The sequence below is a fragment of the Schwartzia sp. (in: firmicutes) genome (assembly GCF_978017985.1).
Window position 1 is genome coordinate 1 of record NZ_CDXDFU010000089.1, and the last position, 12,506, is coordinate 12,506.

Sequence of the window (12,506 nt, forward strand, 5' to 3'; positions counted from 1 at the left end):
ATCCTTCATTACCTGCAGATTTCCCTGTTCCATAAAAGAATCCGCGCAGCATATGAGCTCAGGCTCACGTATGTCAAAAACATCAACTCCCAAAGCTTCTCCTATCCCCGCTGCCTCCAGCACAGGGCGAATATCTATATTCGTATAAAACGACGAAAGATAATCTATATTTCCACGTTCAATCCCTGACGGGTTATTCCGCTTTTCCAAAGGCTCCTGCAGTTCTGCCATAGTCCTCTGTATTGAGAGAATCCCTTCAGCCGCTTCCTCTGCCTCAGCTTCACTTCTGCCGTACAAAACCAGCAGACTTTTTATGTACTTCCGATAAAGCTCTATCTTTTCACGATTCCCGGAATCAGACATAAACTCCCTGCCCAGCCCCGGCTGCGGCACTCCCCACACCGGAATGCATCTGCTGCCGTCAAAGCGGTCACGCTCCACGGCAAAACCTCCGAACCAGTCCGCAAACTGATACTCGCCCATGAGTGCTCCCATTGTCTCCGCATACTCCTGCGGAGTGCTGCATGCCTCAATTCCGGCGAAAATCTCCGCCAACTCTCCAAATCCTGCCCTTTCCCGTCCTCTGTCGTCGTTTACGCATGCATAAAGCGCAGCTATGCGGGCAAAATCCGCATTTCTCTTCGGTTCAAGTGTCGCCGCAGTCGTTATGCGTCCCAGAATCCCCCCTGTTTTCTCCTCCAATGAAGAAAACATATTTTTTGATGCCTGCCCTGCCACCAACGGTGTATCCTTTATCCATTCATAATTCACGGAAAGATAAAAATCATCCTGCGGCCGCGGAGCTTTTTCTGTATGTGACGCGTCAATATCCACAAAAAAATCTGTCGGCGCGGCATAACATGACGTCATAAAAACAAAAAGCGCCATACACAGTGCTGCAGCCCTTATCTTCACAGCATTTTCCGCCATCATACCGCCCCCCTCATTTAAGCATAAAAATCTTTATTTAATTGTAGCATGTCAATGCAGGAAAAAGGATAATTAAGTCGAATAAATTAAGTATGATGTAAATCATATTATTATAGGAAAAATTTTTCATATATTCATAAAAAGGACCGGGACATAACGCACTCTTATCTGCATTTCCGCGTATAACGGAAAAACCACGTTCATTCAGGTGTATCAGTCAAGGATGTGATTTCTATGCGCAGAGCCGCGGCCGTATTTATTTTTTTTCTTATTATGATTATTTCTCCGATGAACGCATCCGCCGTCGGTGAGTCTATTCGTGTTGGCTTCGTTCCGACACCGGGCTTTTCACAATATAAAATCAGCGGAAAAATGAGCGGCTATGCCATTGCCTGGTTTACTGAAATCACAAAGTACACCAACTGGCAGTGCGAATATGTTCCCTTCAAATCCAACGAAGAAATGATTGCCGCCGTGCGCGACGGCAAAATAGATACAGCCATAGGCTTCGGCCCCCATGAACCGTCCTCAGACCATCTTTTCTTTACGCTTCTCACAGAGGAACCCCTTGCTCTTTACACGCACATAAATTCCGACCGGTTCTACTATGAGGATTATGCCAATTTCAACGGCAGCAGTATAGCTGTGATTTCAAATTCCGATGAAGAAAAAACTCTTCGTAGATACGCGGAGCAGACAGGTTTTTCGTATACGCCGGTCCCCTGTACCAACCACAGGGAGGTTTTTAATGCCCTTGATACCAACCGTGCAGACATCGCTCTCGCAAGTCTGTTTTTCGGAACTCCGGATTACCGCATTGTCGGATATCTGGGCTATGACACCTCCTGGACCGTTGTGTCTCTCGACCGCAAGGATAACTTTCCCACAGAGCTTTCGACTTACTGGCTCATGGCCAAGCGCCATACGGCTCCCGAAAACTTCCCTCCGCGGCCTGACCTCACCATAAACGCTTACCACAGCAATACCTTTTCCCATCCTACTCTCACCCGCGAAGAGCTTCGCTGGATTGCAGAGCACCCGGATTTTGAAATCGGATATTATGAGAGACCTCCGTTCATGTACACGGATTCCTCCACAGGAGAACCCGCAGGTATTGCCATTGATATCTTTAACCAGCTCGGCCAGCGCCTGGGTATGACCTTCACATTCGTAAAGCACTCGGACGAATCCGTTCTGCCTGCTCAGTATGTGAACAGCCCTGACACTCCCGACGCTATCCTCGGTATGAGATATCTTCCGAACCGCACAGACGTCGAAGGTATGCGTCTTACACGCCCGTATGTCTCCAGCGCCTTTGGCTTCGTAGGGCATCGTGACCGTTCATATTCCATGACCGACTGGCACTCCGTCGCCATGCCTGCCTATTCAAAAGGAACACAGCAGTTCCTGGACAAAAACTATCCGGGCTATTCCCCGATAATATTCCGGACGCAGGATGAGTGTCTGGACGCAGTCCGTGACGGAAAGGCAGACCTTGCGCTTATGGATATCTATACCATAAATTTCATGCTGCTCCGTCACCGCTATGATGACCTCATGACGATTCCGGCTACCATCACACCGCAGGAATACTGCCTCGGTATCTCCGATAAGGTTAACCCTGAATTCGTTTCCATAATAAACAAAGGACTCCTCACGATTCCCATTGACGTGCGGCAGGATATCATTCTCTCCCACACCAAGGACCCGTACTGGACTCCCGAGCTCATAGACTACTTTTATAAATACCGTCTTGCCTTCGTAGTTATCGGCATTCTTCTGATTCTGATTGTCCATATGATTTTCTCGGACTTCTTCACACGGTACAGAAACATGCAGATTCTCGAGGAAAAGAATGCAGAGCTTACCGATGCCATTGCCCTTGTGGAATTTGCCAATCAGTCAAAAAGCCGATTCCTTGCCCGCATGAGCCATGAGCTAAGGACTCCAATGAACGCCATACTGGGCTTTACGAACATCGCGCTGAACCACCCGGAAAACCGCGATACTGTCAGCGATTATCTGAAGAAAATACGCCTGTCATCTCAGGCGCTTCTCTCGATTATAAACGACATCCTTGACATGTCCGCAATCGAAAACAACAAGCTCACCATAAAAGACGCACCCTTCAAGCTGTCGGAATCCGTTTCTACGGTGCATGAAATGTACATTCCGCAGTGCAACCTGAAAAAAATCACCTACGAAGTCGTATGCGACACTCAGGATAACGAGTTCCGCGGAGACCAGAACCGTATCAACCAGATTCTTTTGAATCTCATATCAAATGCCGTTAAATTCACTCCCGAAAACGGTACAATACGTGTCGAATTCCACGAAAAAAATATCACGGAAAATTCTGCTGACCTCGTATTTGTAGTGCAGGACAACGGAATCGGCATGAATGACGAGTTCAGGAGCCGTCTGTTCAAACCCTTTGAACAGGCTTCCGCCCAGACCTTCCAAAAATACGGCGGCAGCGGCCTTGGCCTTTCCATTACCAAAAACCTCACGGAGCTCATGCACGGACGTATTTCTCTGGAAACAAAGCCGGGCGAAGGTTCAAAATTTACCATAGAAATACCTGTTGTCCGTATTCCTCAGCAGGTAAGCGCACAGGCAGAGGAGCCGGCAAAATACGATTTCACCGGTGCTCATGTGCTCATAGCAGAGGATAACGCTCTGAATCTCGAAATCGCCACCATGCTGCTTGAAGACACGGGAATCAAAGTCACCTCGGCAACGGACGGACAGGTCGCCATTGATAAATTCCTCGCCGCAGAGGAAGGCACCTTTGACCTCATACTCATGGATATACAGATGCCTGTCAAAAACGGATACGAAGCAACGAAAGGCATACGCGCTTCCTCACATCCGCAGGCGAAGACCATCCCTATCATAGCAATGACAGCAAATGCCTTTGAGGAAGACCTGCGCAACTCGCAGGAAGCAGGAATGAACGAGCACCTTGCAAAGCCTATAGACGTCGTGAAGCTCTACAAGACGCTGGCAAGATTTCTTCCGGCGCGTTCATAACTCGACAAAGTCCTGAGAGCCGCTGTATACTACTATGTATACAGTGGCTTGTTTCTTTGAAAGGACTTAATTATGGAATATATCATCTTTCTTCTGCTCGGCATAGGTGTCGGTACCTTCGGTACTCTTGTGGGCATAGGCGGCGGCCTTATACTCGTTCCCTTCTTCATTTTCTTCATGTCGGACGGCTGTATCTATCCCTATTTCAAAACGGCTGCGCAGATTGTCGGAACCTCGCTGTTCGTCGTTTTCACCAACGCGCTTTCCGGCACGATTGCCTACTTGCGTCAGAAGCGGGTATTTTACCACGCTGCCGTGCCATTTGCGCTTGCTACACTCCCCGGTGCCTTCCTCGGCTCCTACGCCGCAGACCGCTTCACAGGAAAATCACTTGATTTTTACTACGGCTGCTTTCTCTTCTGCATGGCAGCACTCATGTATTGGAACAATACACGCAAAAAGGACAGCAGCGCAGCTATGGAAATCGAACCGGGCTTTACCTATAACCGCCCCCTCGGTATTATATGCTCCGGCGGTGTGGGATTCATTGCCAGCATGTTCGGTATCGGCGGCGGAATAATACATGTACCTCTCATGGTTTACGTTCTGGGCTTTCCCACTCACATCGCTACGGCGACCTCCCAGTTCGTTCTCGCCGTTTCATCCTCAATCGGCCTCGTCTCTCACGCCATGCTGGGCCATGTGATATGGCTCCCCGCCCTCTGTATAGGAGCAGGAGCGGCGATGGGTGCGCAGATTGGCGCACGGATATCAAAACAGACGAAGCCCCGCACCATTCTCGTACTTCTTTCCCTTGCAGTGTTTGCAGTTGCAGTACGGCTTATTTATATGGGAATGTAATAAAAAAAAGACGTTCACGAAGTTTTCTTCGTGAACGTCTTTTTTACTTAATTTCTTTTTCCATTTCCAGATGAATCCTGTTATGCAGCCTGCGCAAAAGTATTGTCGCACAGGTGCCTCTCGTCGTCTGATCGAAAGCAAGAGCCATCCAGCAGCCTATGAGCCCAAAGCCCAAAGGATACGTCAAAAGCCATGTGATGATTGGGCGCAGTATCGTCACCGAGATAAACGAATACGCTGCCACCGAAGCCGTCTGCCCGCTTGCCCGCAAAATGCTGGCACAGGTAATGGCATGCCCTTCAGGGAACGACACAAAGGCGCGAATCATGAGAACAACCGCCGCCAGCTCGATACCTCTTCCGTCCGGCATGAATAAAAGATACAGCTCATCATGGAAGAGAATCGTCAGGACGCATGAAATGCACGAAAAAATAAACGTCAGCTTTACGCCTACATTTCGATAAGTGTGCCACTCATTAACATCTCTCTTGCCGCATGCCTGCCCCGCCAGCACCATGCTGGCCTTGCCGGGTCCCTGTGCGAAATCATAGTAGATATCCGCTATGTTCATACAGATACTGTGAACTGCAAAAGGAACCGTTCCCAGGCCTGCCGCAATACGCGTAAAGATAACCATGCCCGCGCGCTCACAGCCCTGCTCGCTGAAAACGCTCAAATAGACAGGCATAAAGGATTTCCAACGCTCGCGGTCAGGAAGCCAGCTGCATTCCTTCCGCCATGCGAAGAACTCCTCCTTCTTCATTTCCATGCACGTCATGGCTATGGTCGAAAGCGTTCCGATGACCGTGCCGAGAGCAGCACCCGCAACGCCCATTGCCGGGAACGGACCGATACCGAAAATCAAAAAGAAGTTCGCAGCTATATTCACACCGTTTCCGATGAGATTCGTCCGCATGATTTCCGTCGTTTTTCCAAAGCCAAGCTGTATCGCCTGCAGAACATAAGTAACAGACGAAATATACGCCGCCGCCGTGGCAATATTCGCATAATCCATAGCGAGAGCAATATAATCCGGCTCTGCTCCCATAAGTGTCAGTATATCCTGCAGGAAATACCAGAACACCAGATGAAGCAGCATGAAAAACACGCAGCTCACACCAAGCATCTGCTTCAAGAGATCCGCCGCCTCTATACGTTCGCCCCGCCCCGCATACCGTGAAGCCAGCAGAGTCAATGCCGCCGCCGCGGAACGTGAGAAGCAGAACAGTACAAGCCGCGGCTGCATGAAAATAGACACTGCCGCTATTGCCTCCGCTCCCAGCGTGCCTACCATTATCATGTCCGCCGATGCCAAAAGAATCATACACAGGCTCTCGACGGATGCAGGCATCGCAATCTTCAAATACGTCTTGTCATGATGATCAAAACCGATGGACACTTCATCCCTCCTAGCCCACTCAATAAATACTCCAAATAAATATGATACCAATAAAAAACTCCTGCCGCAACAATGCAGCAGGAGTTAGTTTTGTCATGGACAGATCAGCTTTGCGCTTTTTCACCCGTTACCTTTTCGAGGAGCTGTCTGCAGCTCTCGCAGAGCTCTTCCCCGTCGTGGCAGTGTGCCTGATGACATTCCATACATTCATGCTCCGTATGGACATGCATAGGAGTAATACGCGCAATCTCCTGACCGGAGTCCGCCCAATTCATAAACTTTTTCCACATATTCCGCATACACTCCCCTCAGGTAAAATAAGTCTTATCCAACGATACATTGGATAAATTTACGGACTTATTATATACCCATAGGGGTACATCAGTCAATACCCCCTAAGGGGGATAGGTATACCGCATCGGAATTATGCTGCATATATAGAAAGCACTGATTTAATATAGTTTAAATCAGTGCTTTCATTTACTTACATTATTCTAATCAATTCATATTAGCAAACCGTTCTACTGCTTTTGTAAAGTTCGCAATTGTCTGGTCCGGATCGCCATGCTCGATGCCGTCGCGTACGCAATGGCGGATATGGCCTTCCAGAATCACCTGCCCTGCACGGTGCAGAGCGGATTTTGCGGCATTGATCTGCGAGAGGATGTCCTCACAGGGAATATCTTCCTCAATCATACGGTCAACAGCCTGCACCTGTCCGACAATCTTACGAAGGCGGCGGTGGAGGTTGTCTTCATCCATGCATTGTTTCAACACAAATCACCTTTCCTTTACCGTAGTCCGGTTTGTTTAGTTTTTAAATTAGAAGAAGCAAGCGATACGTGTCCAAATCGTGTTGGTCTTCGTGTTGTTGCCATCCATAACTTTGCCCCAGAAGTAAGCACCCTTCCACTGAATGTTCTGAGCAAGTGTGTATGTAAAGCCAAGCTCTACGCCCTTCTGGTCAACGCCCATGCAGTCATATGTCGGAACAATAACTGCGCCCGCACCCATGTGGCGGTATGCAGCGTAGATTCCATAAGAACCCGGCTGTTTCTTGTTTGCGCCCTTGTAATCAATCTGAACGTTCCAAGCCTTGTTGCGGTCTTTAATTTTAGCATCTGCATTTGTGCCTGCATAAGCACCGCTGAGCTTCCAGTTCTTGTCGAAGCGGTAACCGAGGCCTACTTCCCAGATGTGCAGAGACTCTTTACGAATGGAGTCCTCAGATGCATAAAGGTTCTTGTTCCTCAAATTGTTGTAAGAGGCGCCCCAACTGAATTTCTGACCATTGTCGCTGTAGATTTCAATAGCCTGCCAGCTTGCCGTACCGCCAGCTTTCTTATCTACCATTGCGAGGTAACCAGCACGGTTTGCATAATCAACGCGGGATGCAAGGAGGCTTACTTTGACATCCTTACCAAATACAACACGGCCGCCGGCAAGATTGTCATCGTACATCATTCCGCCGTCGATGCTTGTCCAGTGAGCGAATTTACCGAGGGTAATCTGAACATTGCCATATGTACCCTGTGCAAAAGCACGCTGAGCCTCGACATGGCTTGTTCCCTTGTTTTCACCGCCTGCATTCTTCGCGCTGTCCATATCCGTAGCAATTTCGATACGGCCGCCTGCAATCCAGTGCTTGTTGACTGTCATTGTCGGATCGAGACGAAGACGGATGAAGTTTTTATTCGTATGGTCTGCATTTCCATCCTTACGTGCACGCTTGTAGTCATAGCGCAATTCGCCTGTCCACTTAACATTATCTACTTTTTTCTCGAGATTTGCAACACGTACGCCGAGAGCGTTCAGCTCATCAGCGAACTCAGCAGCCAGCTTGTCAATCATAGCCTTGTCAGCTGCGGAAACGCCGTTCTTTGCCATAGCGCGTGCAACCATCTGAGCCATCTCGAAACGAGTGATCTCCTGGTCGCCGCGGAATGTGCCGTCGCCATAGCCTTCGATAACGCCGTCAGCTGCGAGCTGAGCAACAGCGTCATAAGCCCAATGGTCTGCAGCAACATCCTCGAACGGATTTGCAGCAGCAAAACCTGTTGTGCCTGCAGCCGTGATAGCCGTAGCCAAAGCAGCTGCTGTGAAAAACTTCTTCATTACAAAATTCCCCCTAAAAAATATAAATATTATTACTTATGACTGTGCAGTTTCCTGCACTTCATCATCGTCAAGCAGGTGACATGCGGTAAAGTGCTGCGTAGCCACTCTTCTGAGCGGTGCCATGTTTTCACGGCAGCCGTGGTCCATACACTCGCAGCAGCGGTCCTGGAAAGGACAGCCCGTCGGCAGATCTACAGGACTCGGAATGTCACCCTCAAGCGTCTGCACGCTGTGAGTGCCTTTTTCCCTGAGCGGGAATACCGAGCGGAGAAGCGCCTGGGTGTACGGATGCTTTGCTTCCTTCAGCTTGCCTGCCGGAAGTACCTCAACCACGTTGCCGAGATACATGACCGCCGCGCGGTTGCACATCTGATAGACCAGCGCGAGATCGTGGCAGATGAAGATAATCGAAAGATTTGTCTTCTTCTGAATGGAAAGAAGCAGGTCAACGATTTTCTTCTGAACAGAAACGTCCAGAGCACTCGTCGCCTCGTCACAGACGAGAACATCAGGATTCAGAACCAGCGCGCGGGCAATACCGATACGCTGACGCTGACCGCCGGACATGTTAGCCGGATAGCGGTCGACGATATCCTCAGGAAGCTCTACAAGGCGAAGCATTTCCTTTGCCTTTTCCTCAGCCTCCGAAGGCTTTATCATATCAAAATTATAGAGCGGCTCGCAAATGATATCCTTGATTTTCATCTTCGGATCGAAAGCAGTGTTCGGATCCTGGAATACCATCTGGATATGCTTGCGCATCTGGCGGAGCTCTTCGCCCTTCAGCTGCGTGATGTCCTTGTCTCCATAAAAGATAGAGCCTGAAGTAACATCATGCAGGCGCATAATGCATTTTGCCAGAGTACTCTTTCCGCAGCCTGACTCACCGACGATAGCGAGAGACTCGCCACGGTAAAGCTTCAATGAAACATCATTGCAGGCCGTGAGGACTTTTCCCTCTCCGACAGGGAATTTCTTGACAACGTGCTGGATATTCAGCACATAGTCTTTACCCAGCTTCGTAGACGTCATGAACCTGTCCTCCTATCTGCGGTACTGCTTCAAGAAGCTCTTTCGTGTATGCTTCCTGCGGATTGTTTACAATATCATCGGACGTACCGCGCTCCACGATATGACCGTTTCTCATGACGATGATTTCATCAGCCATGTATGCGGCAACACCGAGGTTGTGCGTTACGATAATGATAGCCGTGCCGTCGTCGCGGCAGATACCCATCATTTCTTCAACGACCTGCGCCTGCGTCGTAACGTCAAGAGCTGAGGTCGGCTCATCGGCAAGAAGGATTCGCGGGCTGAAGAACATCCCCATAGCGACGCCGACGCGCTGATTCATACCGCCCGAAAGCTCGTACGGGAAAGAAGCCATTATAGTCTCCGGATTCGGAAGGTACATGCGGCGGAGCATAGCAATAGCCTGCTCACGTGCGTCTTCCTCGGTCACATCAGCATGCTGGCGGATATACTCGACAAACTGCTTTCCGATTTTCTGAATCGGGTCAAGCATACTTCCGCTGGACTGGAATACCATGGTGATATCCTTGCCGCTGACCTGTCTCCACTCCTCTGCGGTATTTTCCAGGAGATTTTTTCCATTGAACACGATTTTGCCACGCGTAACATGACCTTCATTCGGAAGGCAGCCCAGTATAGCACGGATGACCGTGGTCTTTCCGCTTCCGGACTCACCGACGATGGCGATAACCTTTCCCTCATCGAGAGAGAGGCTTACATCATGTACAATCGGATGCTCTCCGTAGGAAATATCGAGATTCGATACTTCAAGTAACATGTATTTCTCCTTTATCCCGTAAAGGGCAGTAAGGTTTCCCTCACCGCCCACGGGTCTTTCTTATTATTTTTTGCTAAACTGTTAAATTATTTAGCCGGTTTGATATCCTTCGTAATCCAGTAGTAATCTGCCGGATGCATGATAGCATTCGTAATCTTCTTCGAGGATACGATGTTCGTGTACGGATATCCAAGGAAGAGACCTGCAGCATCGTTGAGGTAAATCTGCTGGATTTCGATGATAAGCTGACGGCGTTTTGCCAGATCAAACTCAGAATTCAGTTCATCGAGCTTAGCATCAGCTTCCGGATTGCTGTAACCGGAGCCGTTCTGCGGATTAGAACCATCAATGTTCGTATGCCAGTACTGGTTGAGATAGGACTGCGGATCGCCCGTAGCAGCCGTCGTGATGTTCGAAATCAGGAGATCGAACTCGCCGTTGATTCCCATCTTATCAAGGATGTTGTAGTCAACGGATTTAACTTTAACGTCAATACCGACCTTTTTAGCGTCAGCCTGAACAGCCTCTGCATAGAGCGGAAGCTCTGCACGGCTGTTGTAAACAATAAAGTCAAGTGTCAGCGGTTTGCCGTCTTTATCACGGATACCGTCGCCGTTTGTATCCTTCCAGCCTGCCTCATCGAGGAGCTTATTAGCGCGCTCAACGTTGTATTTGTTCGGATCCTTCAGCTGGTCAAAGCCATAGTCCAGGGACGGCGGAACCGGTGCGGAGCCTTCCTTGAATGTGCCTTTGAGAAGAACCTCGTTGTAGTTTTTGCGGTCGCAGGCGCTGATGAATGCATCGCGAACCTTTTTATCGCTAAGGATATGATCCGGCTTCTGGTTGATACGTGCAAGAACTGTACGCAGTGATGCAATCTCATCAACATGGAATTTGTCGTTGTTGCGGAAGAGTCCGATATCGCCTGCAGCGATGTTAACAGCCATATCGACTTCGCCGGACTGGAGTGCCATAGCGCGGGTGTTCGGATCGTCGATGGACGGAACCTCAACCTTCTCGTACGGAACCTCGCCATCCCAGTAGTTCGGATTCTTAGTCAGGACGCATTTATCACGCGTGAAGCTCTCGCAGACATACGGGCCTGTGCAGATAGGACCCTGTTTTGCAAAGTCACGGCCTTCCTTCTCAGAGGAAACATCAACAATCAGCCACAGCGGATCTGCCAGCTGGCCCGGGAGATTCGGTACAGGTTTCTTCGTCTTGATGATGAGCTCCTGACCCTTTGCCTCAATGCTCTCATATTCGAAGAATGTCTTAGCGCGGTTCTGTTTTGCGAATACGCGCTCGATGGACTGTTTAACAGCCTCAGCCGTCAGCGGCTTGCCGTTGGAGAATTTGACGTTGTCACGGATTTTGAATGTCCATGTCAGATGGTCGTCACCGATTTTCCAGCTTTCAGCCAGCCACGGTTTAGCGTTCATTTTCTCGTCGAATTTTGCAAGCGTCTCGCCCATGCCGTAACGCATAACAACCCATGCGAAGAAGTTCTGCGTAGGCTCAAGCGTATCAGCGAAGTTCGTAACACCGACCTTCAGGACTTTGGAATCGCCCTTAGCGCCGCCTTTGTCTCCGCCGCCGCAGCCGACGAGCATCGTTGCTGCCATAGTGACAGCCATACCTGCCATAACACTTTTTTTAACTTTGTTGCTTAATTCCATTGTAAGTACCTCTCTTTCAATGTATATGAATATAAAACATAGTGTTGCCTTACTTACATTTCATGAACCAATAGGTTCACGACGGTTCAAATCAATGAGAACGCGACGGATCCATAAGGTCTCTCAAGCTGTCACCCCAAAGATTGAAGGATGAAACGACAAAGAGAATTGCAAGACCCGGGAAAATCATAGCCCACGGAGCCATCTGCATGACCTGACGTCCTTCATTCAGCATGAGACCCCACTCAGCTGTCGGCGGCTGTGCGCCGAATCCGAGGAACGAAAGACCTGCAATCTCCATAATCATCGAACCGATATCCATAGCACCTGTTACGATAACCATCTGCATGATGTTCGGAACAATGTGTCTGTGAAGCAGTGCGAAGGGTTTTGTACCGTTCGTAACCGCTGCCTGGATAAATTCACTCTGCACCAGCTTTAATGTGAGGCTTCGGCCAAGTCGTGCATACTTCGTCCAGCCGACGACCGCAAGAGCCAGCACCGTATTCACGACGCTTCCGCCGAGAACACCGGCAATGGCAATAGCGAGTACGATACCCGGGAAAGCCATCATCATATCAGTAATACGCATGAGGAAGGTATCAACCTTACCTCCGCAGTATCCTGCAATGATTCCGATAAGAGTACCAATGCATGACATCAAAAGTACTGTAAC

The 12,506-nt window shown here is 49.3% G+C and carries 11 protein-coding genes; 2 read left to right on the forward strand and 9 right to left on the reverse strand.

Features of this window, described 5'->3' with window-relative positions; translation table 11 throughout:
• The coding region (locus tag ACY69O_RS03940; protein ID WP_462332167.1) for a M13 family metallopeptidase at nt 1-933 on the reverse strand (933 nt) is incomplete at its 3' end.
• A gap of 231 nt (nt 934-1,164) precedes the next feature.
• Here ACY69O_RS03940 and ACY69O_RS03945 point away from each other — a divergent pair.
• Complete coding sequence (locus tag ACY69O_RS03945) at nt 1,165-3,963, forward strand: ATP-binding protein (RefSeq protein WP_462332168.1); 2,799 nt, start codon at nt 1,165-1,167, stop codon at nt 3,961-3,963.
• Nucleotides 3,964-4,035: 72 nt separating this feature from the next.
• The gene (locus tag ACY69O_RS03950; protein ID WP_462332169.1) at nt 4,036-4,824 is read left to right on the forward strand and encodes a sulfite exporter TauE/SafE family protein; all 789 of its coding nucleotides are present in this window, start codon (nt 4,036-4,038) and stop codon (nt 4,822-4,824) included.
• 43 nt (nt 4,825-4,867) lie between these two features.
• Here ACY69O_RS03950 and ACY69O_RS03955 read toward each other — a convergent pair whose 3' ends face one another.
• From ACY69O_RS03955 to ACY69O_RS03990, 8 genes are all read right to left on the reverse strand, one after another.
• Nucleotides 4,868-6,223: an MATE family efflux transporter gene (locus tag ACY69O_RS03955; protein WP_462332170.1), complete on the reverse strand. Its 1,356-nt coding sequence runs from the start codon at nt 6,221-6,223 to the stop codon at nt 4,868-4,870.
• Nucleotides 6,224-6,327: 104 nt separating this feature from the next.
• Nucleotides 6,328-6,513, reverse strand: a complete 186-nt coding sequence (locus ACY69O_RS03960) for a hypothetical protein (RefSeq protein WP_462332171.1) — start codon at nt 6,511-6,513, stop codon at nt 6,328-6,330.
• Between the two features lie 208 nt (nt 6,514-6,721).
• Nucleotides 6,722-7,000, reverse strand: a complete 279-nt coding sequence (locus ACY69O_RS03965; protein WP_327288672.1) for a metal-sensing transcriptional repressor — start codon at nt 6,998-7,000, stop codon at nt 6,722-6,724.
• A gap of 45 nt (nt 7,001-7,045) precedes the next feature.
• A complete protein-coding gene (locus tag ACY69O_RS03970) occupies nt 7,046-8,338 on the reverse strand; it encodes an S-layer homology domain-containing protein (RefSeq protein WP_462332172.1) in 1,293 nt (430 codons plus the stop codon).
• Between the two features lie 36 nt (nt 8,339-8,374).
• Nucleotides 8,375-9,373, reverse strand: coding sequence for an ABC transporter ATP-binding protein (locus ACY69O_RS03975; RefSeq protein WP_462332173.1), 999 nt, complete (start codon nt 9,371-9,373; stop codon nt 8,375-8,377).
• Nucleotides 9,351-10,151 carry an ABC transporter ATP-binding protein gene (locus ACY69O_RS03980; RefSeq protein ID WP_462332174.1) on the reverse strand — a complete coding sequence of 267 codons (801 nt, stop codon included), beginning with the start codon at nt 10,149-10,151 and terminating at the stop codon, nt 9,351-9,353. Before ACY69O_RS03980 ends, ACY69O_RS03975 begins: the two co-directional genes overlap by 23 nt.
• A gap of 86 nt (nt 10,152-10,237) precedes the next feature.
• Nucleotides 10,238-11,764 (reverse strand): ABC transporter substrate-binding protein, encoded by a 1,527-nt coding sequence (locus ACY69O_RS03985; protein ID WP_462332176.1) that lies wholly within the window; start codon nt 11,762-11,764, stop codon nt 10,238-10,240.
• Between the two features lie 157 nt (nt 11,765-11,921).
• Nucleotides 11,922-12,506, reverse strand: a 585-nt coding sequence (locus ACY69O_RS03990) for an ABC transporter permease (protein WP_462332175.1), incomplete at its 5' end; no start/stop codon positions are given.